This is a genomic window from Blastococcus sp. SYSU D00820, assembly GCF_054050695.1.
The window spans coordinates 140,304-165,914 of the sequence record NZ_JBJGZW010000001.1 but is presented as its reverse complement, the minus strand read 5'-3'; the positions used below and the strand labels follow the sequence as shown (position 1 = coordinate 165,914).

Sequence of the window (25,611 nt, the reverse complement as noted above, 5' to 3'; positions counted from 1 at the left end):
CCACCGCGTGCCGGCCGGGAGGAGGCGCGGTGCCGGGCAGGCGACGGCGGACGACGACGAGCGCCCGGTCGGCCGCGACCACCACGCGCCGCCGGACGACGGCGAAGCGGCGCACCGCCACGCCGGTCCCCGACCTCCCCACCGCCGGCCCGGGCGAGCGGGTGTGGGTGCTCGCCGTCCCGTTCCGCGCCCCGGCGCCCGGCGCCACCTGGCACGCCGGCCTGCAGGCGCACGTCTGGGTCGGCGCGCAGCTGCCGCCGGAGCTCGCGCCCTACGACCCGCCCCCGTACAGCCTGGAGCGCTTCCTCGAGGACGAGCTCAACGAGGAGCCGCGGCCGCTGCCGGCGGCCCGCTCGCTGACGCCGCGGGAGGAGCAGTGCACCGGCGCGGAGGCGGTCATCGCCTCGGCCGAGGCCGGCCACCGGGTCTTCCTGCTCGGCGACGACCCCGGCGTCGGCAAGACCGGGACGGCGATCCTCGCCGCCCGCGAGATCTGCGAGATGCGCGGTGGCGACCGGGTGCTCGTGGTCGCCGACCGCCCCGCGGCGATCACCATCCCGCACTGGGCGCGGTCGATCGCCGGCTTCGGGGACGGCGGGCTGCGCTGGTGCGTCACCACCTGGGACCGGCTGGCCAAGGTCGCCAAACTGCGCTTCGACGTCGTCATCGGCGACGAGGCGCACATGGTCCGGCACACCACCACCCAGCGCTGGAAGCACTGGAAGGCCGTCTCCGGTGCCACCCGCGTCAAGGACGCGCCGTTCGTCATCGCGGCCACCGCCACCCCGGCGCACACCCCGCTGGAGCTGCCCTACCTGGCGCCCCAGTTCGCCGCCCGGGCCGCCGAGCCGCTGCGCGAGTGGGCCGACCTGCCCGCCCGGCTGGCCACCTCCGGGTTCCACGTGCAACGCGGCCGGTACGGCTGGCAGTGGACCGACGACGTCGACGAGCGGCGCGCCGACCTCGACCGGCTCAAGGAGTGGCTGACCGGAGGGCAGCCGCCGGCCGCGCTGCACCGCTCCGCGCCGTGGGGTGCGGTGTCGGTGGGTGGCGCGCCGGTCGCGCTCACCCCGGCCGAGCGGGCGCAGTACGAGGCCGAGTGGTCGCAGTTCCGCGCCGAGATGCAGCTGGCGCGCCGCGGCCGGCAGACCGCGCGCGGCCGGGCCGCCCTGCTCCGCTTCCGCCAGAAGGCCGGGCTGATCCGCGTGCCGGCCACCGTCGACTGGGTCAGCGCGCAGGTCGAGGCCGAGCGGCAGGTCGCCGTCTCGGTGGAGTTCGTGGAGACCGCCGCCGACCCGATCCGCGAGGCGCTGCTGGACTCCGGCATCGCCGTCGCCGGGATCTACGGGCGCGACCGCTTCGACGTCGAGGCCGAGCGGCTGCGCTTCCAGCGCGGCGAGGCGCCGGTCTGCGTCTTCACCGTGACCGCGTCGATCAGCCTGCACGCCGGGGAGCTGCTGCCCGGCGGGACGACGGCCACCGAGGTGCCGCGGGTGGGGCTGTTCCACCAGCCGCGGTTCTCCGGCATCCAGGCCCGGCAGGTCACCGGCCGCACCCACCGCGACGGGAAGACCTCGCCCTGGCGGATCGCCTACGCCGAGGACACCGTCGAGGAGCAGGTGGCCCGGGTGATGGTCGAGCGGCTGGCGGTCAGCGGCTCGACCGCCGGTGCCGACACCTCGTCGCTGCAGGAGATCGCCGAGCTGCTCGACGCCGACTGGCTGCCCTCGGCGGCACTGACCGACGCCTGAGCCGGGCGGTCAGCGAGCCGCGGCGTACTGACCGGCGACCTCGTCGGCGGTGAGCACCCGCGGGACGACGACGGCGTGCGCCAGCGATCCGGCGAAGAAGTTGCTGGTGGGCGCGTCCGGCCAGCTGCCGAGGTTGTCGTAGCCGATCCGCCAGTACCCGGTGGCGTTCTCGGCGGCGGTGGTGGCGGTGCTCGACCCCACCAGCACGCCGTCGACGTAGAGCGCCATGCCGGTGCCGGGCGAGAAGGTGGCGGTCGCCAGGTGCCAGCCGCCGTCGTTGTACGCGCCCGGGCTGGCCACCGTGAAGTAACCGCCGTTGTAGACGCCGAAGCGCAGCCGGCCGGCCGTGGTCATGTAGACGTGCCGGTCGTAGGTGCTGGACTGGGCGCCGCTGGTGGAGCCACCGAAGCCGATCAGCTTGCCGCCGCGGGTCGTGGTCGTGGCGAACCAGATCTGCACGGTGAACCACTGCGGACCGGTCATCGCCCGGGTGGTCCAGATCTGGCCGGAGACGCCGTCCAGGCGGACGGCGGCGTCCACGCCGCCGCCGCACTGCGGCCCGGCGACCCGGTAGGTGACCCCGCCCGAGGCGTACGTGCCGTTGCCGGCGCTACCGGCGGACCCGGCGTTGGCGGCGACCGTGCCGGCGCCCTCCTGCAGCGGGAGGTACTGCAGCGCACCGGCACCCGAGGGGCCGGCGGCGGTCGCGCAGGACCACGGCCCGACGTCGTACTGGGCGGCGACGGCGGAGGCCGGCAGCGCGGAGCCGAAGACGGAGACGGCCGCCATGGCGCCGGCGAACCGGTCGCTGGTGGGCCGCCCCGGCCAGGACCCGAGGTTGTCGTAGCCCACGCGCCAGTAGCCGGTATTGGTCTCCGCCGCCGTGGTCGCCGAGCTCTGTGCCACCTGGGCGCCGTCGACGTAGAGCGTCATGCCGGTCGAGGCCGAGAACGTCGCGGTCACCAGGTGCCAGCGGCCGTCGTTGTAGGCCGCCGGGCTGGTGATCGTGTGGTGGGTGCTGTTGTAGACGCCGAAGACCAGCTGCCCGCCGTCGGTCATGTAGACGTGCCGGTCGAAGGTGCCCGAGGCGCCGCCGTCCGCGCCGTTGCCGAAGCCGATGAGCTTGCCGCCGGTCGTGGTGGTGGTGGCGAACCAGGCCTGCACCGAGAAGGTCTGCGGGCCGGCCACCGGCTGGGTGGTCCACATGGCGCCGTTCACGCCGTCGAACCGGACCGCCGACGAGGCGCCGCTGCCGCAGCGGGGGCCCGGGACGCCGTAGGTGACCCCGGTGCTGCTGTAGACCCCGTTGGCGGCCGTCCCCGCCGACCCCCGGTTGACCGCGACGGTGCCGCCGCTCTCCTGCAGCGGGTAGTGGTGAGCCGCACCGGCGCCGGTGGCCGCGGCGGTGCAGGTCCAGTTGGGGGCCGCGGTCAGCGAGCTCGCCGGGTTGCTGGTGGTGGCGGTGAAGACCGCGAGTGCGTCGCCGACCCCGGGGCCGGCGATCCAGACGGCGCCCAGAACGGCCAGCGCGGCCGGCGCTGCGGCGCGGCCGCTGCGCCGGGAGCGCGGCCGCTCGTCCTCCTCGGGCCGCCGGTACACGCCGGCGAGGGCGAGCAGGGCCAGCAGCCCGGCTCCGGTGAGGACCAGCGGAACCGCCCGCCCCTCGCCGAGCCAGACCGCCGGCAGGCCGATGGCCGGCAGCCGGATCGCGCCCACCCCGTGCACGGCGGCCGGCTCGACCAGCGAGCCGTCGGCGGCGGGGTTGGCGTCGCCGCGCAGCTGCAGCCGGCCGCCGTCCTCGACGGAGACCACGCGGTGCAGCCGCAGCTGCCCGGGCAGGTCGGGGTCGTCGACCAGGACGACGTCCCCGGGCGCGATGTCGGCCGGCTCGGCCGGCCGGACGACCACGAGGTCACCGGTGTCGATCGCCGGCGCCATCGAGCCGGACATGACGACGGTCGGCTGCCAGCCGACCAGCCCGGGGACCACCGACACCGCGAGCAGGACGGCGAGCGTGCCGAGCACCAGCCGGGCGGCGCAGCTGACCAGCAGGGCGGTCCAGGACGACCGACGGTCACGGGGGGAGGGGGCGGTCACGTGGATCGCGCCTCCCAGGTGAGGCCCAGCGACGCGCTGCCACCGGCGGCGCTCGCCGCGGCGTCCGCGGGCAGGCTGTAGGTGACCTGGTAGGTGCGGCTCTCGGTGCCGCCGGCCGGGTTCCAGCCGCCGACCCCGGTGCCGTAGCCGGCCGCCGGGAAGGCGGCCAGCGTGCCGCGGTAGAGCTCGGCGGACGGGCTGAACCCGGAGCAGGTGGCCGACGAGCCGCCGGTGCCGACGACGACGGCCAACCTGATCTGCGCCGACAGCGACCGGCTGGTGGTCCGCCCGGTGCCGTACAGGCGGACGGCCGACGGCGCGCTGCCGGTGGAGGTGACCGTGATGCACCGGGTCGAGCTCGCGCCGGGCCGCAGCCCGGTCACGGTGAACAGGGCGGTGCCGGCGTCGTCGTCGCCGAGGGCGACGGTGCCGGTGCTCCAGGTGGAAGTGACGGGCGGGGTCGAGACGGTGAAGGCGGCGTAGCCGGACTGCCAGGCGACGACCGCGGCCAGCACGAGGGCGGACCCGCCGGTCAGCCGCAGCCCCCAGCGGCGGGCGCGACGGCCCGGCGGACGACGGAGCCACGCGTGCGGCAGGGACCTGCGCATCGGGGGCTCCTCGGTCGGCGGCGGTGCCGGCCAGGAGCACCACCCCGTCCATCGGCCACCGCGGACGCGCCCTTGACCAGCGCTTTCGCGGGCGTCACCCGGCCGGGTGACGGCTTCCGGAGCGGTCAGGGCGCGCGGAGTCGACCGGTCGGGAACGGAGCCGTGCCGGTTCACCCGGCCGGGGACAATGGACGGCGTGCGTCGGGAGGCCAGCGTCCTGCATCTGGACCTCGACGCCTTCTTCGCCGCCGTGGAGCAGCGCGACAAGCCGTCGCTGCGCGGCCGGCCGGTGGTCGTCGGCGGGGTGGGCGGCCGTGGCGTCGTCGCGACGGCGTCCTACGAGGCGCGCGCCTACGGCGCCCGCTCGGCCATGTCGACGGCGGAGGCGCGGCGCCGCTGCCCGCCGGGGACGGCGTTCCTGGGCGGCCGGTTCGCCGCCTACCGGGCCACCTCGGAGGTGGTCATGGGGCTGCTGCGCGAGCTGTCGCCGCTGGTGGAGCCGGTCTCCTCCGACGAGGCCTACGTCGACCTGGCCGCGGGCACCGGCCACGACCTGTCCGTCGACGGGGTCACCACGCTGGCCCGCGCCCTCAAGGAGCGCATCTCCGCCGCCACCGGCGGGGTGACCGGGTCGGTCGGGGTGGGCAGCTCCAAGCTCATGGCCAAGATCGCCTCGGACCTCGACAAGCCCGACGGCCTCGTCGTCGTCGCGCCGGGCACCGAGCTCGACGTCCTGCACCCGCTGCCGGTCACCCGGCTGGGCGGGGTGGGGCCGGCGACCGCCGAGCGGCTGCACAGCGTGGGCGTGAAGACCGTCGCCGACCTCGCCCGCAAGACGCTGCCCGACCTGGTGGCGCTGGCCGGCCGGGCACACGGCACCGGGCTGTACCAGCTGGCCCGCGCGGAGGACGACCGCGCCGTCGTCGCCGACCGGGAGACCAAGTCGGTGTCGGCCGAGGAGACCTTCGAGCGCGACCTCACCGACCGGGCGGCGCTGCACCGGGAGATCGACGCGATGGCCGCGCGGGTGGGCGGCCGGCTGCGGGCGGCGGCCTACTCCGGCCGCACCGTGACGCTGAAGCTGCGGCGCTACGACTTCACCACGCTCACCCGCTCGCAGACCCTGCCGCAGCCGACCGACGACTCCCGGCAGATCGCCGCGATCGCCCGGCGGCTGCTCGACGAGGCCGGCACCGCCGGCGGGCTGCGGCTGCTCGGCGTGGGCGTCTCCGGGCTGTCCCTCTACGCGCAGGGCGACCTGTTCTCCGCGGGACCGGCCGACGAGGAGCCGGTGGACGAGGCGCCTGCGGAGGAGGCCACGCCCGAGGTGCCGGAGCCGGAGGACCTGCCGGCCGAGCGGCGCTGGTGGCCCGGGCAGGACGTGCGGCACGACGAGCTGGGCGCCGGCTGGGTGTGGGGGAGGGGGATCGGCCGGGTGACCGTGCGCTTCGAGGGCCCGCGCACGCCGCCCGGGCCGGTCCGCACCTTCGCCGCCGACGACCCGGCGCTGCACCCGGCCGATCCGCCGGACTGGCGGTCGGAGACGATGGAGCCGTGACCGAGCCGAGCGCGTGGGTGCGGATGACCCAGGAGGACCCTGGCCACTCGGCCGCCTACGTGCAGCGGTTCCGGGACCTCGCCGCCCGCGGCACCGACATCGTCGGCGAGGCCCGGCTGGTCGACGCGATGCTGCCCCGCGGCGCGCGGGTGCTCGACGCCGGCTGCGGTCCCGGCCGGGTGGGCGGTCACCTCGCCCGCGCCGGGCACCAGGTGGTCGGGGTGGACGTCGACCCGGTGCTGATCGCCGCGGCCGAGGAGGACCACCCGGGCCCGCGCTGGCTCGTGGGCGACCTCGCCGAGCTCGACCTGCCGGAGCGGTTCGACGCCGTCGTCTGCGCCGGCAACGTGGTGACCTTCCTGGCCCCGGGCACCCGGCGGGAGGTGCTCCTTCGCTTCCGCCGGCACCTGGCCGCCGACGGCCGCGCGGTCGTGGGCTTCGGCGCCGGCCGGGGCTACGCGTTCGACGAGTTCCTCGCCGACGCCCGCGCCACCGGGCTCGAGCCGGACCTGCTGCTGTCCACCTGGCACCTGCACCCGTTCACCGACGCGTCGGACTTCCTCGTCGCGGTGCTCCGCCCCGCCTGACGCCGGTCGTCAGCCGACCTCGGCGACCCAGCCCCGGACGCGCAGCCGCCCGTCGAGCCGGACCACCACCCGGGCGCCGTCACCGGTGCGCAGCCGGGCGGCGAACCGGCCGGCGCCGTCGACGGCGACCGACTCGACCACGGCGCCGGGATGCTCGGCCAGGGCGGCCTCGGCCACCCGGACGGCGAGCGCCCCGTCGAGGTCGACGTCGGCCGGGACCGGCCGCGGACGGCGCGGCGTGCGCACCCACGCGTGCGAGCCGACCTGCTCTGTCCGGAGTGCCTGGCGCATGGCGGTTCCCCTCTCGGTCACCGGCTCCGTTCCGGCCGGTCGAGGACGAGCCTGGGCCCGCAGCCTGGGGACCTCCTGGGAGGAACCGGTGAGGTCGTCGTCAACCCGCAGCGGCGCCCTGTGGACCACCCGCCCCGTCCACAGGCGCCGTTCGACGCCCGGTGTCGTGGGCGGCCACCGTGGCGGCATGCCATCCGCACCGGTCTGCTCCCCGCCCACCGTCTTCGCCGTCCCCGCACCGTCGGCCGTGTCGCCGCCGGCCGCGCTGCCCGTCCGGGCGCGCGACGACCTCGCCCACCGCGGGCTGCGGCGGAGCGTGGTCGGCCTCGTGCTGCCCGCCGTGGGTTTCGGCACCTGGCCGATCGCCATGGCGGGGGGTGGGGAGGCCGAGGCCGTCGGCGCGGTCCTGCAGCTGCTCCCGTGGGTGCTGTCGGCGATCGCGCCGCTGGTCGCCCTCGGCGGCGTCTTCCTGTGCATGGCCGCGCTGGGCGGGGGCTTCCCCGGCCGCGGTCGCGCGATCACCGGCCTGGTCGCCGGGGTGCTCGCTCTCGGGCAGTTCTGCTACCTGCTGCAGCAGTTCGTGGCCGTGTGGCAGTCCGCGCCGTGGTGGTGGTGACCCCGGCCGGCGGCCAGCCGTCGATGTTCCACGTGGAGCACGCGCCGCCGGGGTCGGCCTTCCTCCGGGTCAGGGAGCGGTGACGAGCCTGCCCGCGGGCTCCGGCGCGGACGGCGTCCAGCCCGTGGGCGGCACGGTGCGCAGCCAGGCCTGGGCCCGGAGGCGCTTGCGGAGTGCGGTCTGCCGGCTGTCCATGGCCCGAGACAACACCCGGGGTCTGACAGTTCCCTGGCAGCCGGCCGGGAACCGGCTCAGCGACCGGTGATCCGCACCACCGGGTCGGTGCACCAGGCCAGCACCGAGGGCCAGGAGCCGTACCCCGCCGGGAGGTCCAGGTGGGCACCGCCGGCCACCAGGTCGGCGTCGAGCCCGCAGGGGTCGGCGAACCCCGGCAGCGCGCCGCCCGGCCAGTACGGGTCGTCGTCGGAGGCGACCAGCCGCACCCGCCGCCGGACGTCGGCGTCCGGGCCGGGAGCGGCGAAGCCGTCGGCGAACGCCGCCACCTCCCGGTGCTCCCGCAGCACCTCCGGTGACGGCGGGGCCACCAGCAGCACCCGGTCGGCCTGCAGCTCGCCGAGCTCCGCAGCCGCGCCCCACCACAGCGGAACGGCGAGGCTGTGGCAGATCAGCACCCGCTCGCTCCCGCTGCGGCCCAGACCCGACAGCGACGACCGCAGCAGCGCCGTCCACTCCGCCCGCGCCGGCTCGTCCGGTGTCGGGAACTGCGGGTAGGACACCTCGTGCCCCGCCGCGGAGAGCTCGCCGGCCAGCCAGTGCTGCCAGTGCCCGGGCGGCCGGCGGTTCTGCCACCCGTGCACGAGGAGGAAGCTGGTCACGGCGGCAGCCTAGGAGGGCTCAGTCCGCCGGCACCGCCAGGGCGACGGTCAGCTCCAGCACCATGCGCGGGTCCTCCAGCCGCGGCCCGTAGATCTGGCGCAACTGCCCCATCCGGTACCGCACCGTCTGCGGGTGCACGAACAGCTCCGCGGCCACCTGGTCGCGCCGGCCCTGGTGCAGCAGCCAGGAGCGCAGCGTCTCGGCGAGCTTCTCCCGCGTTCCCTCCGGCAGGTCCTCCAGCGGGGCCAGCACGCGGGCCCGCAGGTCGGCCAGCGCCGCACCGTCGGCCCGCAGCACCAGCTCGGGCAGCCGCTCCTCGGTGTCCAGCGCCGCCGCGCCCTCGGCCCGCAGCCCCAGCTGCAGCGCGCGGCGCACCCGCTCGTAGGAGCCCTGCACCTGCGTCCACGGACGCGCCGGGCCGACCACGGCCTCCCGCCCCTCCAGCGAGCGCAGCAGCGCCGGGCGGGACCGCCCGTCCGCGTCCGGCACCAGCAGCAGGGTGCGGTCGGGCGTCGCGGTCTCCACGGTCTCGTCGGCGGCCTGCAGCGTGCGGGGGTCCAGCAGGGACACCGCTCCCCGGGCGCGGACCTCGGGCAGCAGGACGGCGGTCAGCGTGCGCGGTGGCGTCCAGTCGGCCTGCTCGGCGGCGGCCGTCAGATCGCGCACCGGCCGCCCGGCCAGGAGGACGGCGACCAGCCGCTCCAGGTGCCGGCGCCGTTGCCGGCCGGTGGAGGCCAGCTCGTCGGCGTGCCCGGCGACGCTGGCCGCCGACAGCTGGTCGATGTAGGCGAACACCAGCTCGGCGAAGTGGGCCAGCGCGTCGGCCGGGATGCCCGCCGCGACCGCGGTCTCGGCCATCTGCCGCCAGGCCACGCGCGCGCCGACCCGGTAGGCGGCCAGCAGGGCGTCCATCGTCCGGCCGCTGCGGGCCTCGCCGCGGCCCAGCGAGTAAGCACCCTCCAGCGCCGGGCGCACCAGCCGGCTCGGTTCCACGCCGCCCGTGGCCAGCTCCAGGAACCCGGCGAGGGTCAGCTCGACCGCGGTGGTGATCTTGCGGCCCATCTCGCCGCCGAAGGGGTCGGTGTAGCTGGGCACCTCGACCACGATCGCCGCCACCGTGGCCTGCGCGACCGCCGGCAGTTCCGCCCGCATGACCGCGGCGATGGGGCCCGGGATCGCCACCCGTGCCGCCGTGGTGGGCTCCGCGCTCATCGACCCTCCCTTGTCCCGTGCGCACAAAATCTACGGCCCGATTCACGTCGGAGGCACAGGTGATTGCTCCCTGGGTGGGGAAACCTCAGGACATGACCGCGACTGTTCCCCGCCCGACTCCGGGCCGGCCGCGTCTGGGTGCACTCCGTGACCGGATGGTCAAGCTGGCCGAGGCCGTCACCACGCCGCTGCTGCCCTCGGACTACCTGGACCTGATCGACCCGCTGCGCTCCGGCGCCGCGCTGCGCGGCCGGATCGAGGCGGTGCACCGCGAGACGCGCGATGCCGCGACCGTCGTCATCCGGCCCGGGCGCGACTGGCTGCCGCACACCCCGGGCCAGTACGTCCGGATCGGCATCGACATCGACGGCGTCCGCCAGTGGCGCGCCTACTCGATCACCTCGGTGCTCGACCGGGCCGACGGCTGCTTCACCATCACCGTCAAGGCCATCCCGGACGGCACGGTCAGCAACCACCTCGTACACCGGGCCCGACCCGGCACGATCGTGCAGCTGGACCAGGCCACCGGCGAGTTCGTCCTCCCGCCGCAGCGCCCGGCCAAGGCGCTGTTCGTCACCGCCGGCTCCGGCATCACGCCGGTCATGGGCATCCTGCGCAACTGGGCCGATCTCGCCGACGTCGTCCTCGTGCACTCGGCGCCCACCGCCGACGACGTCATCTTCGGCGCCGAGCTGCGCGCCCTCGCCGCCGACGGCCGCATCCGCCTGGTCGAGCAGCACACCGACTCCGCCGGGATGCTCGACGCCGCGGCGATCGCCGCGCTCGTGCCCGACCTGGCCGAGCGCGCCACCTGGGCCTGCGGCCCGGTCGGCATGCTCGAGATGCTCGAGGAGCACTGGGCCGGCGCCGGCATCGCCGACCGGCTCTACACCGAGCGGTTCCGGCCGCGGGTGCTGGCCACCGGCGAGGGTGGCACCGTCGTCTTCACCAGGACGGGGACGACGGTCGAGGCCGACGGCGCCACCCCGATCCTCGACGCCGCCGAGGGAGCCGGCGTCCTGATGCCGAGCGGGTGCCGCATGGGCATCTGCTTCGGCTGCGTCCTCCCCCTGCGCGAGGGCGCCGTGCGCGACCTGCGCACCGGCGAGCTGACCACCGCCGCCCCCGGCGACGGCGTCCTCGTCCAGACCTGCATCAGCGCCGCCGCCGGCGCCTGCGACATCGACCACTGACACCCCGGACCGAGCCCGAGCGAAGGAGCCGGAACACATGACTGCCATCCAGAAGAAGGCCGACAACCCGATCGCCCACCTCACCCCGGAGGACGTCGAGCTGCTGGGCAAGCAGCTCGACGCCATCCGCCAGGAGGTCATCGACACCCGCGGCGAGGCGGACGCGAAGTACATCCGCACCGTCATCGACGTGCACCGCAAGCTCGAGCTCGGCAGCCGCGCCGTGCTGCTCGCCTCCGGCTTCCCGCCCGCCTGGGTGCTCGGCACGATCGGTCTCTCGGTGGCCAAGATCCTCGAGAACATGGAGATCGGGCACAACATCCTGCACGGCCAGTGGGATTGGATGCGTGACCCGAAGATCCACTCCACGACGTGGGAGTGGGACATGGCCAGCCCGGCCGAGCAGTGGAAGCACTCGCACAACGAGCTGCACCACACGTACACGAACGTGATCGGCAAGGACAACGACCTCGGCTACGGCATCATGCGCGTCGACGAGGACCAGCCCTGGCACCCGTTCTACCTGGCCCAGCCGCTGTGGAGCTTCCTCAACGCCTGCTTCTTCGAGTACGGCATCGCCGCCTACGACCTGGAGCTCGGCGCCGTCGTCGCCAAGAAGCAGACCGGTGACCCCGAGTTCCGCCGGCGGGCCAAGGCCGTGCTGACCAAGATCGGCCGGCAGGTGCGCAAGGACTACGTCGTCCACCCGCTGCTGTCGGGCCCGAACTTCCTGGCCACGCTGGCGGCGAACTTCACCGCCAACATCGTGCGCAACCTGTGGTCCAACTCGGTCATCCTCTGCGGGCACTTCCCCGAGGGCGTGGAGACGTTCGAGAAGAAGTCGATCGACGGCGAGACCCGCGGCGAGTGGTACCTGCGCCAGATGCTGGGCTCGGCCAACATCTCCGGCAGCAAGGCCATGCACCTCATGACCGGCAACCTGTCGCACCAGATCGAGCACCACCTGTTCCCCGACCTGCCGAGCAACCGGTACGCGGAGATCGCGCCGAAGGTCAAGGCGCTGTTCGACGAGTACGGGCTGAACTACCACGCGGCGCCGCTGCCGAAGCAGGTGGCGTCGGCCTGGCACAAGATCATCCGGCTGTCGCTGCCCAACGGGTGGCTGGACAACACCACCGTGAAGAACCTGCCGCACCAGCTGAAGAACCTGTGGCGCATGACCACCGGCTCGGCCAAGGTGCGCCGCCGGCTGCAGCGGGAGGAGATGGCCGCCGCGGCGGCCTGATCTCCCCGAGCGCCCGCCGAGGGCCCGGATCCCCACGGGGGGTCCGGGCCCTCGGCGGTTCCGTCACACCGGATCGGCGGGCGAGAGCAGGCCGTGGAGCGCGGCGGCGCCGCGGAGCAGGGCGCGGGAGCGGCGGCTGACGTCGGCGTCCCGGGCGGCCAGCGCCGCGGCGAGGTCCTCTCCCCGCCGGCCCCGGCGCAGCTGCGGCAGCAGGGCCCGCAGCGCCTCGATGCGGTGCCCGGCCCGGCGCAGCTGGACGACGATCCGCGCGTCCCGGACGTCCGCGGGCGCGTAGCTGCGGGCGTGGCCCGGACCGGAGCGGCCGGGCACGACGAGGCCCTCGGCGTCCCAGTGGCGCAGCGTCGACGGCCGCACGCCGAGGGCGCCGGCGAGCTCGGCGACGGTCATGGCGTCGGCCGGCCGCACGTCGGCGATCGGCTCGGCGGAGATGGCCGCCGCGGCCTCCCGGGCCAGTGCCAGCTCGCACCGCTCGGTGTGCAGCGCGGCATGGGCCTCGTCCAGCAGTGCCAGCACCTCCTCCGGCCGGGCGGCGCACGCGGCGCGGAGCAGCCGCCGGGCCGCGACCGGGCCGATGCCGGCGGCGAGCGCGCGGTACGCGCGCACGGCCTGCACGTGGGTGGCGGTGTACCGCCGGTGCCCGGCCGCGGTGCGGACGGCGGGCGGCAGGACGCCGTCGTCCTCGAGGTCGCGGACCTGCTGCACCGAGTACCCGGCCGACCGCGCGACGTCGACCGTCCGCAGCCCCGACTTGCGATTTCCTTCGGCGTCCACGCGGGGATCCTGCCCCCAGGTCACCACAAGCAGATGAAGGAGACGCTGGAGGCATGCGGATCGACGAGGTGCGCGCGGCCGTCGAGGCCCTGGACGGCGTGCTGACCCTGGCACCGGGGCCCGGGGACGGCTCCCCGGAGCTCGCCTGGGGTGACCTGTTCTTCTACGTCGCGCCCGACGGGGTGGTGCCGCCGGGCCAGCCCTTCGCCACGGTCGTGACCAAGCCCTATCCCGGCGAGCCGGCCTGGGGGCTCGACCGGCCGGGAGCCTTCCGCGTCAACGTCGCCGCCGGCCGCGACGAGTTCCGGCGGTGGACCGGCCGGGACCCGGGGGAGGCGGTCGAGCCGGCGCCCGGGACGCCGGACACGGTGCTCGCCCACCCGACCTACGCGGGCCTCGGGTGGCTCGCGGTCGTGTCCCCCGGCCCGCGCACCGCGGACGGGGTGCGGGAGCTGCTGCGGGCCGCGCACGGTCGGGCGCTGGCCCGGTGGGAGCGCCGGAGGCGCTGACCCGGCGTCACACCAGCTGCAGCTGACGGGCCGACCGGCGGACGGTCACCCGCTGACCCCAGGAGAGGGTCAGCCGGTCGGCCTCCAGGCCGTCGCCGAAGACCACCAGCCCGTCGGACTCCACGGCCAGCTCCAGCACCTCGTCCTCGTCCAGCAGCCCCTCGGTGCACGTCGTCCCGGTCGCCGGTGAGGGCCATGCCTCACGGACGAACCAGGCCAGCGCCGGATCGGTGCGGGCCGGCAGGCGCAGCGGGCTCTGCCGCTCGCGCCACACCGACCGGCACCAGCCGGTCGCTCCGGTGCCGGTCGAGACGAGCACACCGGAGGAGGCCTGCCGCTCGGGTACGGCGGCCCCCGGCGCGGTCAGCCGGTAGCGGGCGGTCTGGTGGGTGGGCGAGCCGAGGTAGACCTCGTTGAGCGCGCGCAGCACCTGACCGTCGTCGCTGACCGCCTCCACCATGGTCAGCGGCGTGGGCGCCGGCCGGTTCCGCAGCAGCGCGGCCACCTCCTCCGGCCGGTGCCGCACGAGCACCCCGGGATTGCGGCCGGGCTCGGGGTCGACGCCGATGACCGGCTGCCCGTCGAGGTACTTGGCCACGTTGGCCACCAGCCCGTCCTGGCCGACGACGAGGACGACGTCGTCCGGGGCGAACAGGAAGCGCGAGAGGTCGGCGCGATCGACGCTGCCGCGGCGCCAGTCGACCGGGATGCCCGCCGTGGCCGCGGCCAGCGCCCGGGTCTGGGCGGCGTCGCGCTCGGCGACCTCGGCCATGTCCCGGCCGCGGGTGGCCAGGAAGAACGCCGCCTGGGCCGCCGTCCCGTGCCGGGCGACCAGCTCCCGCAGCTCGGTGGCGCGGGAGACCACGACCACCCGCGGCGCCAGGCTCACCGCTCCACCCCCAGCCGGGTCAGCACCGGCGCCAGCAGGTCGGGGGTGAGCACCAGGTTGCCGATCTGGGGCAGCTGGCCGGCCAGCTCGCGGGCGGCCAGGGCGAAGAGCACCTCGGCGGGCACCTGCGCGTGCGCGGCCAGCTCGGCCGCGGTGGCCTCGGCGCGGGCGGCGCCCAGCAGCCGCTCGGTCTCGGCGCGCACCTGCGCCGCGCGCTGGTCGCGCCGTGCCTGCGCCTCGCTGGCCACCTCGGCGGCGGCCGCGGCCTGTTCGGCCTCCCGGCGGGCGTTCACCCCGCGTTGGCCGATCAGCTCCTCCTCGCGGCGGGCCAGCTCGATCTGGTTGGCCAGCTCGTTCTCGCTGATGGCCCGCTCGCGCTCGACCGCCAGCGCGCGCCGCTCGTAGGTGGCCCGGTCGGCCTCCTGCTGCACCTGCTCGCGGGTGGGCATCTGCAGGGCGCGCTCGACGTCGGCCTCGGGGCGGACGGCGACGACGCGGACGCCGAGCACCGCGATGCCGGTCTCGGCCAGCCGCTGGTCGACGGCCAGCCCGCGCTCGACGGCCTCGCGGACCGGGGCCACGCCCCGGGTGAGCGCGGTGGCGAGGTCGATGGTGGCCAGGAGGTCCAGGGCGTGCTGCTGGGCCGACTCGGTGAGCAGGCCGGCGACCTGCTCCAGCGGCGTGCCGCGCCAGCGGCCGGTGCCGGGGTCGATCGAGAAGTCGATGCGGGCCGCGGCCAGCGCCGGGTCGGTGACCCGCGAGGTCAGCGTCATCTGCACGGTGACGTCCTGGAAGTCCGCCGTCCGGGCGTGGAAGAGCAGCGGCAGCTCGCGGTCGTCCACCGGCACCTCCGAGAGGACCGCCGACAGCGGCCGGAACCAGAAGCTGGCGCCGGTGGCGCCCTGCACCACGCGGCCGTTGCGCACCTGGAGGACGTGCGCCGTCGCGGTGCTCCGCAGGTGCCGCACGAACGGGTAGCGGGTGATGTCGGCCATCGCCGGACCTCCTCGGGAGTCGTTGTCGTCGGGCTGACGATAAGCACCCATCCGGCTTGTCGTCAATCTGACGATTGCTCCGCTAGGGTAGGCGCGTGACCGGCTACGACCCGAGTGCGTTCCCCGCGGTGGCGGTGACCGTCGACCTCGTCGTCCTCACGGTGCGGAACGGCGAGCTGCAGGTGCTGGTCGTGCGGCGGGGAGAGGAGCCGTTCGCCGGCCGGGAGGCGCTGCCCGGCGGCTTCCTGCGGCCCGACGAGGACCTCCTGGCGGCCGCGTCGCGCGAGCTCGCGGAGGAGACGGGGCTGGCGCACGCCCACCTGGAGCAGCTGGCCTCCTACGGCGATCCCGGCCGCGATCCGCGGATGCGCGTGGTCACCGTCGCCCACCTGGCCCTGGTGGCCGATCCCCCCGAGCCGCGGGCGGGCAGCGACGCGGCCGCGGCGCGCTGGGCGGCGGTGGACGAGGTGTCGCCAGGGCTGGCCTTCGACCACGACCGCGTGCTGGCCGACGGCGTGGACCGGGCCCGGGCCAAGCTCGAGTACAGCGCGCTGGCCACGTCGTTCTGCCGGTCGGAGTTCACCGTCGCCGAGCTGCGCCGGGTCTACGAGGCGGTGTGGGGGCGGCGGCTGGACCCGCGGAACTTCCACCGCAAGGTGACCAGCGCGGCCGGCTTCCTGGCGCCGACCGGGGAGACCACGACCCGCGACGGCGGTCGCCCCGCCCAGCTCTACCGGCGCGGTCCGGCCGCCGTGCTGCACCCGCCGCTGCTGCGCGCGGAGAACTGAGCCGGCCTCCCGGAACGGCCGCGGGCCCGCTGCCCGTCGCCGTGCGGCGATCGGGGAGCGGGCCCGCGCTGGGTGTGCTGCCGGTCAGTTGGCCATGTCGACGAAGCGGCTGTAGTGACCCTGGAAGGCGACCGTGACGTTGGCGGTCGGGCCGTTGCGGTGCTTGACCAGCATGATGTCGGCCTCGCCGGCTCGCGGGGACTCCTTCTCGTACATGTCCTCGCGGTGGATCATCATGACCATGTCGGCGTCCTGCTCGATGCTGTTGTGGACGGCGATCCCCTCGGCCACGAAGTTGTGGCCGCCCAGCACGGTTGCGTCGTAGACCTCCTCGACGGCACCCTGCTCGATCGAGACGATCTCGTCCCACAGCAGGTCGTTGACCGCCTGGATCTCCAGGTCGGCGTCGTCGAGGACCGCGGCGATCCGGCCGAGCCGCTCGCGACTCGGCGCGTGCTTCCACATCGCGCTACCGCAGAAGGCGGAATCCATGGCGGCGGCGAAGGCGCGGTGGCTCATGCCCCGCTCCTCGAGCACGTCACGGACCCGGTCCCACACCTGGACGGGCACGGTGTCGACGTTCGTGTTGGCCGACGTCGCCCGGACGATCGCCAGCAGGCGCTGGGCCGACTCGCTCCGAGCGCCGTGGACGCCGATCTCACCGAGGAACCGCCGCTGGTCGTCGCAGCCGGAGACGTCGAGCGTCCAGCCGTCCCGGTAGCCGCTCTTGCGGGTCCGGCGGATCCGGGCGGAGATGCCGAACCGCAGGAGCAGCCGGGAGACGTCGTCGACGAGCTGACGGCTGGTCGAGGCGTAGTAGACCCGGCCACCGCGGCCGTGCTCGTGCACCGTGACGGATCCGTCGGTGGCCCACAGGTGGCTGAGGAACAGCGCGATCTGCTTCTTCGGCAGTGAGAAGACCGGCTGCGGCACGAACTTCTGGTGGCTGCGGAGCCCGAAGAGCCCGAGTTCGTCGAGCCACGCCGCGATCGGGTTGCGCTTGCCATGGGTGAGTCGGAAGGGCGCCGGCAGGCGCAGCGTCGTGCACCGCGCGGCCGCGTACTCGTCGCGGACGGCGATGACCCCGAAGTGCAGCGCCGCGGTCGTGACCGCCCGGAGGTTGGCCTCGTCGATCGAGGCGTAGCGGATGGGCTGACGCTCGACGAAGCTCCCGTCACCGATGAGGTGGGCGAGGAGGACGACCTTCTCGTCCTCCCAGACCGTCATGCGGTCCGGAGCGGGCACGTGCCGGGGCACGGCGATGCGGTCGCCGACAGCCAGCTCGCCGATGGGTCGGAACCCGTCGTAGGTGAGGAACGGGTGGTTGGCCGTGGCCCGCACCGTCTTCCCCGACGACGTCGTCACCTGCAGCACCGGCTTGCGACCGGTGGAGAACACGTGCGTGAGGTGCCGCCGGACGTAGCGCAGGTTGTCGTCGAGCGACCACACCGGGACGTCGCGCGCACCGGACTCGAAGAGCTCACCCATCGTCGTCTCGGCACCGGTATCGGCCCGCAGGATCCGGGTGTCGGCGGTGAGGCAGCCGGACTCACGCAGGTCGGACAGCATCGGCTTCTTGTCCTGCCGCTGCTCGGACCCACGGTTGAGCTGCGACATGGCGATGACCGGCACCTCGAGCTCCTTGGCCAGCAGCTTGAGCGCACGGGAGAACTCCGAGACCTCCTGCTGGCGGCTCTCGACGCGCTTGCCGGACGTCATCAGCTGCAGGTAGTCGATGACCACCAGCTTCAGGTCGTTGCGCTGCTTGAGCCGCCGGGCCTTGGCCCGGATCTCCATCATCGTCATGTTCGGCGAGTCGTCGATGTAGAGGGGCGCGTCGGCCACCTCACCCATCCGGCGGGCCAGCTTGGCCCAGTCCTCGTCGGACAGGGTGCCGGCGCGCATGTGGTGCAGCGGCACCTTCGCCTCCGCCGACAGCAGACGCATGGTGATCTCGTGCTTGCTCATCTCGAGCGAGAAGATCACCGCCGGGAGGCCGTGCTTCACCGTCGCCGAGCGGGCGATGTCGAGACCGAGCGTCGAGTTGTGCGTCGGGATGAAGCTGCGGCCCGCGAGGAACAGCGAGTCCGCGGCGTCCACCTGGATGCACCGGACCGGAACGCTCTCGACCGGCCGGACGTCGGTGATGAACCGGACGCCCCGCGCCGTAGAGGTGCGCGCACCCCGCTCCTTGTGCAGGAGCTTCTTGCGTTCGAGCCGGAAGACCTCGTCGTCGGTGCTGAAGGTCAGCGTGTAGCAGGTCGACGAGGCCTCGGTGCGGCCCGCGACCCGCTTCGTCGACATCCGCACCCGGTGGCCGAGGCCGGCGATCAGCTCGCGGGTGTCCTCCGCCAGGCGGCGGCTCGTCACAGCGAACTGGACGGCACCGCTGGGGGCCACCGTGCCGTCGGTGTCGAGCAGAGCCGCGAGCAGCGCGCGTCGCTGCGCCACCGAGGCGCGCAGGTAGGCCGTGGGGATGTGCTTGTCGCCCAGGACGCCGAGCGAGCGCAGCAGACCCGTGACGGTGCGGTCGTCGCCCTCGCCACCGTCCGGGACCGGCAGCCGCAGCGCGTACCGGCGGTCGCTCGCGAGCGGGGTGACCACGAGACCCTCGGCCTCGATGTACGCCGCGATCTCCGGGTCGGCGCTCGTGTAGTGCGCCGCCTCCGACGTGCCGTCGCCGAGCCAGACGCCCAGCGCGTAGGGCGGCAGCGGCAGGTCGGCCTCCGGCAGGTCCAGGGGTGCGGCGTTGGTGACGCTGTGGTTGAGCCGGGCGTCCCTGGTCGCCAGCCGGACGGTGCGGGCGAGCTCCTCGGTGGTGCGGACGGCGGCGACGGTGCGCTGGCTGCGGTGACGGCTGTAGCCGACCCGCGCGGCCTGCGCGCTCTTGCGGCTGGCGCGGTCCTCGGTGAGCCACTGGTGCTGGGCGTCGGCGACGATCACCGACCCGTCGGAGAAGTGCACCTCGTAGCAGGGCCGGCCGGTCATCACGTCCGTGGCCGCGACGACGGTGGTGGGGCGCCCGTCGGAGCCCAGCACGCGGTCGCCGACCCGGATCTCCCCCATGGTGGTCCAGCCGGAGGGCGTGGCGATGGGGGTGTCGAGTGCGAGCGCCTTGCCCACACCGGGCCGGGCCGCGATGACCACCATCTGCCCGGCCTGCAGGCCGTTGGTGAGCTCGTCGAGATCGCGGATGCCGGTCGGGACGCCGCGCGCGGTGCCGCCCCGGGAGGCGATCGCGTCGAGCTCGTCCATCGTCGGCTGCAGGACGTCCTCGAGGCGGGAGTAGTCCTCGCTCATCCGCTTCTCGGTGACGTCGTAGATCTCCTGCTGGGCGCGGTCGACGATGTCGTCGACGTCGCCCCGGCCGCCCGCGGCGCCGTAGCCCAGCTGCACCACGCGGGTGCCGGCCTCCACCAGCCGCCGCAGGACGGCCTGCTCGGCCACGATGGCGGCGTAGTAGCCGGCGTTGGCCGCGGTCGGCGTGGAGGCGATCAGCGTGTGCAGGTAGACCGCGCCGCCCATCTTGGACAGCTGGTCGGTGCGGTTGAGCTCGGCGGCGACGGTGATCGCGTCGGCCGGCTCACCGCGCCCGTAGAGGTCGAGGATGCAGTCGAAGATCACCTGGTGCGCGGGCCGGTAGAAGTCCGCGCCGGTCAGCACCTCCACGACGTCCGCGATCGCATCCTTGCTCAGCAGCATGCCGCCGAGCACGGACTGCTCCGCCTGGACGTCCTGCGGCGGCTGCCGGTCGTACTCCGGCGCCGTCGCCTGCGGCCGGCTGAAGTCGTCGGCCACCGCCACGTCGGTTCCTCCATCCACTCACCGGCGCGCACCCGCGAGGCCCTGGCCGCTGCGGCCGGGCCTGGTGGGGGAGCACCAGAAACGCTGTACGCCTGACTCGAACGTGTGTTCGTGCCAGTCCTACCGGGGGGCACCGACAGTTCCGGTGCCGCGTGGTAGCCGGAGAGGACGTTAGGAAGTGGGGACGGACCCGTCCAACACCGATGTGCACGCCGTTCTGCACAACTTGTGGACAAGTCGGTGGACACAGGCATGTCGACATGTGGAGGAGTCGGGGGACGACGGCGTCCCGCCGTCCCCAGCTCGCGGCTGACCAGCGCGAAGACGACGCACGGGCTGTGGACGGGAGAAAAGCGCGAGAAATCGTGGTGTCGCGCCCCGGCGTGTCGCGAGCCGGGGAGCACCCGCCCCACAAGTCACAGGCAGGGAGTTCTCCACAACCCGCTCACCAGGCCGCCGGGAACCCGCGCGGCCCCCCTCCACGGGCGGCGGCCGGGCCCCACGAACGCCGAGAGGGGCGCCGGACCGGAGTCCGACGCCCCTCCCAGGGGTACTGCGCGTCCCTGCCGGTGCGGCAGGGACGGGTTCAGCCGGCGACGACCTCGATGGCCAGCTGGGTGCTCACCTCGGGGTGCACGCGGACGGTGACCGTGTGCTGGCCCGTGGTCTTGATGCTGCTGGGCAGCTCGACGCGACGGCGGTCCAGCTCCGGGCCACCCGCGGCGACGACGGCGTTGACGACGTCGGCGGTGGTGACGCGACCGAACAGGCGGCCGCCGTCGCCGGCGCGGGCCGGGACGCGGACGGTCAGCCCGGTGAGCTGGCCGGCCACGGTCTTGGCCTCGTCCAGCGAGCGCACCTCGCGGGCGGCGCGCGCCCGGCGCAGGGACTCGACCTGCTTCTCGGCACCGCGGGTGGCGACGATCGCCAGGCCGCGGGGCAGGAGGTAGTTGCGGCCGTAGCCGCCCTTCACCTCGACGGTGTCACCGGAGGAACCGAGACCGGTGACCTCCTGGGTCAGGATCAGCTTCATCGTGCTCATGGTCAGCGCGCCGTGGAGGTGTAGGGGAGCAGCGCCATCTCGCGGCTGTTCTTCACGGCGGTCGCGACATCACGCTGGTGCTGGCTGCAGTTGCCGCTCACGCGGCGGGCACGGATCTTGCCGCGGTCGGAGATGAACTTCCGCAGCAGGGTCGTGTCCTTGTAGTCGACGTAGGTCACCTTGTCCTTGCAGAACTGGCAGACCTTCTTCTTGGGCTTCCGGACGGGGGGCTTGGGCACTGGGTTCTCCAGGTACGACGTGATTCAGGGAAAGGCTGTGTCGGCCCCCTCGCAGGGGCCCACGCCGAGCGGAGCCAGACGTGGGGAGCGAGGGGGTCCTTGCTCAGAAGGGCGGCTCGTCCGACGGACCGGCGGGCGTCGACCACGGGTCGCTCGCGCCCCCGCCGCCGCCACCGAAGCCGCCACCACCGCCGCCGCCGCCGAAACCGCCGCCACCCTCACCGCGCTGGGCCTTGGTGACCTTGGCGGTGGCGTAGCGCAGCGAGGGGCCCACCTCGTCGACCTCGAGCTCGACGACGGTGCGCTTCTCGCCCTCCTTCGTCTCGAAGGAGCGCTGCTTGAGGCGGCCGGAGACGATGACGCGCGAGCCGCGGGTGAGCGACTCGGCGACGTTCTCCGCCGCCTGGCGCCACACGTTGCAACGGAGGAACAGCGCCTCGCCGTCCTTCCACTCCTGCGACTGACGGTCGAACGTCCGCGGGGTGGAGGCGACGGTGAAGTTGGCGACCGCGGCCCCCGACGGCGTGAACCGCAGCTCCGGGTCGGAGGTCAGGTTGCCGATGACGGTGATGACGGTCTCGCCGGCCATGGTCAGTGGACCTCGGGCCGCATCAGCTTCGTGCGCAGGACCGACTCGTTCAGGTTGAGCTGGCGGTCCAGCTCGGCGACGGCAGCGGGCTCGGCATCGATGTCGATGACGGCGTAGATGCCCTCGACCTGCTTCTTGATCTCGAAGGACAGCCGGCGGCGGCCCCAGATGTCGACCTTGCCGACGGTGCCACCGGAGTTGGTGACGACGGTCAGGAACCGGTCGAGGGAGGGCGCGATCGTGCGCTCCTCCAGATCGGGGTCGAGGATGACCATCAGTTCGTAGTGACGCACGGAGAACCCCACCTCCTCTGGTCTGTGGCGGCTGCAGCGGATCTGCAGCAGGAGGGTCGTACACGCGTCGCGCGCCCTGGCCGTGGGTTCACGGCGCGGACGCGCACCCGACAGGCTACCAGCGTGCGGGCCGGCGGCCGACCGCCGTCCACAGGCCCCGCGGGGAGACCCACCCCAGACGCACCGCGGCCGCCGTCCGGGAGTCCGGACGGCGGCCGCGGGGAGCCGGCGGGGGTCAGCGCCCGCGCGTGGCCTGCTGGGTGCGGACCAGCGCGGCGGAGACCGCGGCGAGCGCGATCACCGCGACGAGCGCGGGCAGCGGCAGGGTGCGGTCGGTCGAGGAGCCCGCCGTCGCGTCCTCGGTCGCGGCGCTCTCCTCGTCGAGCGCCGTGCCGTCCAGGCCGGCCAGCTGGCCGAACACCGGCACCGAGGCCCCGTCGTAGCTGCCGGCCAGGCCCCCGCCACCGCTGCCGGAGCCGGAGCCGGAGGAGCCGGCGCCGCTGCCGGCGGGCGAGGTGGCGGCGAACCGGCTCGGGTCGAAGGCCGCCGCGGCGGCGGAGTCGACCGGGGCCAGCGCCGCCGCGCCGCCGCCGCCGACGTCGTAGGAGTACGGCGCACCCGGGACGCCCGACCCGACCGGCTGCTGGGCCGGCGCACCGGGCTGGGCCGGCTGGACCGGGGGGACGGGCGCGGTGGGCGCCGGCGCCGGGGTCGGCAGCGGGCTGACGCCGGGCACGGTGACCGGCACGTCGACGACGGGCGGGGACGGGACGTTGGCGCCCGGCAGGTTCGGCAGCGGGATCGAGGTGACGACGAAGGGCGTGGGCGCGGGCAGCGGCGGCAGCAGGCCGAGCGCGGCGTCGGTGACGGCCGAGGTCAGCGAGGCGTTGGAGACCAGCCGGTACGTATAGGTGATCGAGCAGGACAGGCAGTCCCGCGAGAAGGTCTCGCTCCGCGAGCCGCCGTTCGGCGCCAGCACGTGCGAGCCCGAGGGCAGGTTGAGGGTGACCTCGGTCTTGGCGGTGACGCTGACCAGCGTGGGCAGCAGCCCGCCGCCACCGACCTGGACCGTCTTGTCCTGGATCTGGTTGACGAAGGTGACCGTGCCGCCCTGGTCCACCGAGACGTACGGCGGGGTGAGGTCGTTGATGTTCTTGGTCACCTGGGGCGCGGCGCCGGCGCTGGGCGCCAGGGCCACCGAAGCCCCCACGATCGCCAGCCAGCCCAGGAGCAGCCCGGCGAGGCCGCGCCGCGCACCACGTCGGATCCGACCGCTTGCCATGTCCGTCGTGTACCTCCGCCTCGGTCCTACTGAGGAGTAACCCCCGTCACGCTGCAAGAACGAAGATGTGACCGGCGCGATACGGCTAAACGCGGAGAAAGAGGCGAACTAGTGTCGCGAGCGTGGCGGCACACCCGATCGGCGTACACGTGGGACCAGGACTGACCGAGGACGGGGAGCCGGCAGACGGCGGTCCGCTGGCCCGCGCCGCGGAGATGGACGCCGACGGCGTCCAGGTGTTCCTGGCCGATCCCCAGGACTGGAAGACGCCCCGGCCCCGGCCGGACGCCGCGGAGCTCGCCGCCGGCGACGTCACCGTCTTCGTGCACGCGCCCTACGTGCTCAACGTGGCGACGACGAACAACCGGATCCGCATCCCCAGCCGCAAGCTTCTCGGCGCGCACGCGACGGCGGCCGCCGCGGTGGGGGCGGCCGGGCTGGTCGTGCACGGCGGCCACGTGCTGGCCAAGGACGACCCCGCGGCCGGCGTGGACAACTGGCGCAAGACGTTCGCGCGCCAGGAGGAGGCCGGCGGCTTCGCCGTCCCCCTGCTCATCGAGAACACCGCCGGCGGCGGCAACGCGATGGCTCGCGACCTCGACGCCCTGGGCCGGCTCTGGGAGGCCGTCGGCGAGTTCGGCGCGGGCTTCGTGCTGGACACCTGCCACGCCTGGGCCGCCGGCTGGGACCTCACGACCGTGGTCGACGACGTCCGCGCGGTCACCGGGCGGATCGACCTCGTGCACCTGAACAACAGCCGCGACCCGGCCGGTTCCAGCCGCGACCGGCACGCCCCGCTCGAGGAGGGCGAGATCCCGACCGAGCTGCTGCTGGCCGTGGCCCGGGCCGCCGACTGCCCGGTGGTGCTGGAGACGCCGGGCGACGCCGCGTCGCACGCGGCCGAGGTCGCGCTGGTGCGGGCGGCGCTGTCAGCCTGAGGTCCCGGCCGGCACCGGGTCGGCCGCGCGCTCCCGGCGCCGAGGCCGGGGCAGGGTGAAGCGGTCGGGGGCGTGCACGAGCGGGCCGCCGGTGGGGTCGTCGACCCCGCGCCACGACGTCCGGACGACGTCCCCGTCGGGCCGCCACATGTCGCGGACGACGAGCCCGGCCAGCACGACCAGCGCGACGTCGCGCAGGAGGACGGCCATCCAGAACCACTCCTCGTCCACGCCGCGGTTGGCGGTGCCCAGGTACCAGAGCATGGTGAGCACCCACACCAGCACCTCGGTGGCCTGCCACAGCAGCAGCGACCGCCAGCGGGGCCGGGCGAGCACCGCCAGCGGCAGCAGCCACAGCGAGAACTGCGGGCTCCACACCTTGTTGAACAGCAGGAAGCCGGCGACCAGCACGAAGGCCAGCTGCGGCCAGCGCGGGCGCACCGGGGCGGCCAGCGTGGTCCAGGCGACGGCGAGACCGAAGACCAGGAGCACCGCGGCGATGACCGCGTTGAGCACCACGGGCGTCTGGCCGGGCAGCAGCGGCCCGTCGAACAGCCGGTCGTCGGAGAGCGTGAGGGCCAGGTTCCACAGCGTCTCGGGGTTGGCCGGGCGGCTGCTGCTGAACGAGTAGAACGTCGCCCAGCCGTCGAAGGCCAGCAGGGCGACCGGCACGTTGACCACCAGCCAGGCGACGACGGCGGCGGCCGCGGCCCGCGTCCACGCCGCCAGCCGGCCGGCCCGCAGGCACAGCAGGAACAGCGCGCCGAGCACGAGCAGCGGGTAGAACTTCGCCGCGACCGCCAGGCCCAGCAGCGCGCCGGCGAGCACCGGGTGCGACCGGGCCCAGGCCCACATCCCCAGCCCGGTGAGCGCGAGGGCCAGGAGGTCCCAGTTGGTGAAGGCGTGGAACAGCAGCAGCGGGGAGAGGGCGACCATCGCGGCGTCCCACGGCCGGCGGCCGGCCAGGGCCAGCACGCTTCGGACGACGACGAAGGCGCACAGCGACAGCATCAGCGCGGTGATCACCGCGTAGGCCTGGACCGGCGGCACGACCGGCAGCAGCCCGCCGGGGCCGGTCAGCTCCCCGTAGCCGTGCGCCAGGCCGGCGGCGACGGTCATGAACCCGCCGGTGAGCACGGGGTACTCCACCGGCGCGTCCAGGTAGGGCACCGCGCCCTCGTCGAGGCCGTGGATGGACCACAGCGGCACCGCGTCGGAGTAGCAGAGGTGCGTGTACTGCTTGGAGCCCGCCCAGTCGCCGTCCGAGCACGGCGCCTGCTTGACCCAGGCCAGCGCCAGCACCGCGGTGGCCATGAGCAGGCAGATCCGCAGCGGCGTCCAGAACAGGGCCCGGCCGGTGACCGCGTGCCGGCCCCACGGTCCGCCGACGGCCTCGCTGGCCTGCACGGCGACCGGGTCGGTCCAGGTGGGGACGACGCGGTCGGGCCATCCGGT

25 protein-coding genes are annotated in these 25,611 nt (G+C 74.7%); 9 read left to right on the top strand and 16 right to left on the bottom strand.

The window, feature by feature from the left end:
* Positions 1-29: 29 nt before the first annotated feature.
* A complete protein-coding gene (locus ACI79R_RS00755) occupies positions 30-1,751 on the top strand; it encodes a helicase (protein ID WP_456571656.1) in 1,722 nt (573 codons plus the stop codon).
* Between the two features lie 9 nt (positions 1,752-1,760).
* Here ACI79R_RS00755 and ACI79R_RS00750 read toward each other — a convergent pair whose 3' ends face one another.
* Together ACI79R_RS00750 and ACI79R_RS00745 are read right to left on the bottom strand one after the other, a co-directional pair.
* The gene (locus ACI79R_RS00750; RefSeq protein WP_456571655.1) at positions 1,761-3,848 is read right to left on the bottom strand and encodes a signal peptidase I; all 2,088 of its coding nucleotides are present in this window, start codon (positions 3,846-3,848) and stop codon (positions 1,761-1,763) included.
* Complete coding sequence (locus ACI79R_RS00745; RefSeq protein WP_456571654.1) at positions 3,845-4,456, bottom strand: hypothetical protein; 612 nt, start codon at positions 4,454-4,456, stop codon at positions 3,845-3,847. Before ACI79R_RS00745 ends, ACI79R_RS00750 begins: the two co-directional genes overlap by 4 nt.
* 196 nt (positions 4,457-4,652) lie before the next feature.
* Here ACI79R_RS00745 and ACI79R_RS00740 point away from each other — a divergent pair, with 196 nt between their 5' ends.
* Positions 4,653-6,014: a DNA polymerase IV gene (locus tag ACI79R_RS00740; RefSeq protein ID WP_456571653.1), complete on the top strand. Its 1,362-nt coding sequence runs from the start codon at positions 4,653-4,655 to the stop codon at positions 6,012-6,014.
* Entirely contained in the window at positions 6,011-6,601 is a 591-nt protein-coding gene (locus ACI79R_RS00735; protein WP_456571652.1) for a class I SAM-dependent methyltransferase, read from the top strand. Before ACI79R_RS00740 ends, ACI79R_RS00735 begins: the two co-directional genes overlap by 4 nt.
* Before the next feature lie 9 nt (positions 6,602-6,610).
* On the opposite strand, the gene ACI79R_RS00730 is transcribed toward ACI79R_RS00735, so the two are convergent.
* Positions 6,611-6,892, bottom strand: coding sequence for a hypothetical protein (locus ACI79R_RS00730; RefSeq protein WP_456571651.1), 282 nt, complete (start codon positions 6,890-6,892; stop codon positions 6,611-6,613).
* A 187-nt stretch (positions 6,893-7,079) separates the two neighbouring features.
* Between ACI79R_RS00730 and ACI79R_RS00725 the strand changes: the two genes are divergently transcribed.
* Complete coding sequence (locus ACI79R_RS00725; RefSeq protein ID WP_456571650.1) at positions 7,080-7,508, top strand: hypothetical protein; 429 nt, start codon at positions 7,080-7,082, stop codon at positions 7,506-7,508.
* Positions 7,509-7,577: 69 nt separating this feature from the next.
* Here ACI79R_RS00725 and ACI79R_RS00720 read toward each other — a convergent pair whose 3' ends face one another.
* From ACI79R_RS00720 to ACI79R_RS00710, 3 genes are read right to left on the bottom strand one after another with little or no spacing between them, the layout of a single operon-like run.
* Entirely contained in the window at positions 7,578-7,703 is a 126-nt protein-coding gene (locus ACI79R_RS00720; protein ID WP_456571649.1) for a hypothetical protein, read from the bottom strand.
* Between the two features lie 56 nt (positions 7,704-7,759).
* A complete protein-coding gene (locus ACI79R_RS00715) occupies positions 7,760-8,344 on the bottom strand; it encodes an RBBP9/YdeN family alpha/beta hydrolase (protein WP_456571648.1) in 585 nt (194 codons plus the stop codon).
* A gap of 19 nt (positions 8,345-8,363) precedes the next feature.
* Positions 8,364-9,557, bottom strand: coding sequence for a PucR family transcriptional regulator (locus ACI79R_RS00710; protein ID WP_456571647.1), 1,194 nt, complete (start codon positions 9,555-9,557; stop codon positions 8,364-8,366).
* 155 nt (positions 9,558-9,712) lie between these two features.
* On the opposite strand from ACI79R_RS00710, the gene ACI79R_RS00705 reads away from it, so the two are divergent.
* A complete protein-coding gene (locus ACI79R_RS00705) occupies positions 9,713-10,750 on the top strand; it encodes a ferredoxin reductase (protein WP_456571646.1) in 1,038 nt (345 codons plus the stop codon).
* A gap of 37 nt (positions 10,751-10,787) precedes the next feature.
* Positions 10,788-11,996 (top strand): fatty acid desaturase family protein, encoded by a 1,209-nt coding sequence (locus tag ACI79R_RS00700; RefSeq protein ID WP_456571645.1) that lies wholly within the window; start codon positions 10,788-10,790, stop codon positions 11,994-11,996.
* A 63-nt stretch (positions 11,997-12,059) separates the two neighbouring features.
* On the opposite strand, the gene ACI79R_RS00695 is transcribed toward ACI79R_RS00700, so the two are convergent.
* Positions 12,060-12,788: a MerR family transcriptional regulator gene (locus ACI79R_RS00695; RefSeq protein ID WP_456571644.1), complete on the bottom strand. Its 729-nt coding sequence runs from the start codon at positions 12,786-12,788 to the stop codon at positions 12,060-12,062.
* A 53-nt stretch (positions 12,789-12,841) separates the two neighbouring features.
* Between ACI79R_RS00695 and ACI79R_RS00690 the strand changes: the two genes are divergently transcribed.
* Positions 12,842-13,297, top strand: coding sequence for a DUF6194 family protein (locus ACI79R_RS00690; protein WP_456571643.1), 456 nt, complete (start codon positions 12,842-12,844; stop codon positions 13,295-13,297).
* Between the two features lie 7 nt (positions 13,298-13,304).
* On the opposite strand, the gene ACI79R_RS00685 is transcribed toward ACI79R_RS00690, so the two are convergent.
* Together ACI79R_RS00685 and ACI79R_RS00680 are read right to left on the bottom strand one after the other, a co-directional pair.
* Positions 13,305-14,186, bottom strand: a complete 882-nt coding sequence (locus ACI79R_RS00685) for a hypothetical protein (protein WP_456571642.1) — start codon at positions 14,184-14,186, stop codon at positions 13,305-13,307.
* The gene (locus ACI79R_RS00680; protein ID WP_456571641.1) at positions 14,183-15,181 is read right to left on the bottom strand and encodes an SPFH domain-containing protein; all 999 of its coding nucleotides are present in this window, start codon (positions 15,179-15,181) and stop codon (positions 14,183-14,185) included. The genes ACI79R_RS00685 and ACI79R_RS00680 overlap by 4 nt, the downstream gene beginning before the upstream one ends.
* A 95-nt stretch (positions 15,182-15,276) precedes the next feature.
* Between ACI79R_RS00680 and ACI79R_RS00675 the strand changes: the two genes are divergently transcribed.
* Positions 15,277-15,969, top strand: coding sequence for an NUDIX hydrolase (locus ACI79R_RS00675; RefSeq protein WP_456571640.1), 693 nt, complete (start codon positions 15,277-15,279; stop codon positions 15,967-15,969).
* A gap of 84 nt (positions 15,970-16,053) precedes the next feature.
* On the opposite strand, the gene ACI79R_RS00670 is transcribed toward ACI79R_RS00675, so the two are convergent.
* The 6 genes from ACI79R_RS00670 to ACI79R_RS00645 form a co-directional block, all read right to left on the bottom strand.
* On the bottom strand, positions 16,054-19,773 hold the full coding sequence (locus tag ACI79R_RS00670) for a replicative DNA helicase (RefSeq protein WP_456571639.1): 3,720 nt from the start codon (positions 19,771-19,773) through the stop codon (positions 16,054-16,056).
* Positions 19,774-20,359: 586 nt separating this feature from the next.
* Positions 20,360-20,806, bottom strand: coding sequence for a 50S ribosomal protein L9 (rplI, locus tag ACI79R_RS00665; RefSeq protein ID WP_456571638.1), 447 nt, complete (start codon positions 20,804-20,806; stop codon positions 20,360-20,362).
* An 11-nt stretch (positions 20,807-20,817) separates the two neighbouring features.
* Positions 20,818-21,054: a 30S ribosomal protein S18 gene (gene rpsR / locus ACI79R_RS00660; RefSeq protein ID WP_456571637.1), complete on the bottom strand. Its 237-nt coding sequence runs from the start codon at positions 21,052-21,054 to the stop codon at positions 20,818-20,820.
* Between the two features lie 103 nt (positions 21,055-21,157).
* Positions 21,158-21,643 (bottom strand): single-stranded DNA-binding protein, encoded by a 486-nt coding sequence (locus ACI79R_RS00655; RefSeq protein ID WP_456571636.1) that lies wholly within the window; start codon positions 21,641-21,643, stop codon positions 21,158-21,160.
* A 2-nt stretch (positions 21,644-21,645) separates the two neighbouring features.
* Entirely contained in the window at positions 21,646-21,936 is a 291-nt protein-coding gene (gene rpsF / locus ACI79R_RS00650; RefSeq protein WP_456571635.1) for a 30S ribosomal protein S6, read from the bottom strand.
* Positions 21,937-22,171: 235 nt separating this feature from the next.
* Positions 22,172-23,218, bottom strand: coding sequence for a hypothetical protein (locus ACI79R_RS00645; RefSeq protein ID WP_456571634.1), 1,047 nt, complete (start codon positions 23,216-23,218; stop codon positions 22,172-22,174).
* A gap of 122 nt (positions 23,219-23,340) precedes the next feature.
* Between ACI79R_RS00645 and ACI79R_RS00640 the strand changes: the two genes are divergently transcribed.
* Positions 23,341-24,156 (top strand): deoxyribonuclease IV, encoded by an 816-nt coding sequence (locus ACI79R_RS00640; RefSeq protein WP_456571633.1) that lies wholly within the window; start codon positions 23,341-23,343, stop codon positions 24,154-24,156.
* Here ACI79R_RS00640 and ACI79R_RS00635 read toward each other — a convergent pair.
* Positions 24,148-25,563: a glycosyltransferase family 87 protein gene (locus ACI79R_RS00635; protein WP_456571632.1), complete on the bottom strand. Its 1,416-nt coding sequence runs from the start codon at positions 25,561-25,563 to the stop codon at positions 24,148-24,150. The two genes, ACI79R_RS00640 and ACI79R_RS00635, sit on opposite strands and share 9 nt — an antisense overlap.
* Positions 25,564-25,611 lie beyond the last annotated feature (48 nt).

Excerpts from the sequence above, each read along its gene's own strand:
- ACI79R_RS00730 (WP_456571651.1), bottom strand. The coding sequence starts at position 6,892 with ATGCGCCAGGCACTCCGGACAGAGCAGGTCGGCTCGCACGCGTGGGTG.
- ACI79R_RS00645 (WP_456571634.1), bottom strand. The coding sequence starts at position 23,218 with ATGGCAAGCGGTCGGATCCGACGTGGTGCGCGGCGCGGCCTCGCCGGG.
- rplI (WP_456571638.1), bottom strand. The coding sequence starts at position 20,806 with ATGAAGCTGATCCTGACCCAGGAGGTCACCGGTCTCGGTTCCTCCGGT.
- ACI79R_RS00720 (WP_456571649.1), bottom strand. The coding sequence starts at position 7,703 with ATGGACAGCCGGCAGACCGCACTCCGCAAGCGCCTCCGGGCCCAGGCC.
- ACI79R_RS00655 (WP_456571636.1), bottom strand. The coding sequence starts at position 21,643 with ATGGCCGGCGAGACCGTCATCACCGTCATCGGCAACCTGACCTCCGAC.
- ACI79R_RS00710 (WP_456571647.1), bottom strand. The coding sequence starts at position 9,557 with ATGAGCGCGGAGCCCACCACGGCGGCACGGGTGGCGATCCCGGGCCCC.
- ACI79R_RS00700 (WP_456571645.1), top strand. The coding sequence starts at position 10,788 with ATGACTGCCATCCAGAAGAAGGCCGACAACCCGATCGCCCACCTCACC.
- ACI79R_RS00680 (WP_456571641.1), bottom strand. The coding sequence starts at position 15,181 with ATGGCCGACATCACCCGCTACCCGTTCGTGCGGCACCTGCGGAGCACC.
- ACI79R_RS00705 (WP_456571646.1), top strand. The coding sequence starts at position 9,713 with ATGGTCAAGCTGGCCGAGGCCGTCACCACGCCGCTGCTGCCCTCGGAC.
- ACI79R_RS00690 (WP_456571643.1), top strand. The coding sequence starts at position 12,842 with ATGCGGATCGACGAGGTGCGCGCGGCCGTCGAGGCCCTGGACGGCGTG.
- ACI79R_RS00745 (WP_456571654.1), bottom strand. The coding sequence starts at position 4,456 with ATGCGCAGGTCCCTGCCGCACGCGTGGCTCCGTCGTCCGCCGGGCCGT.
- ACI79R_RS00725 (WP_456571650.1), top strand. The coding sequence starts at position 7,080 with ATGCCATCCGCACCGGTCTGCTCCCCGCCCACCGTCTTCGCCGTCCCC.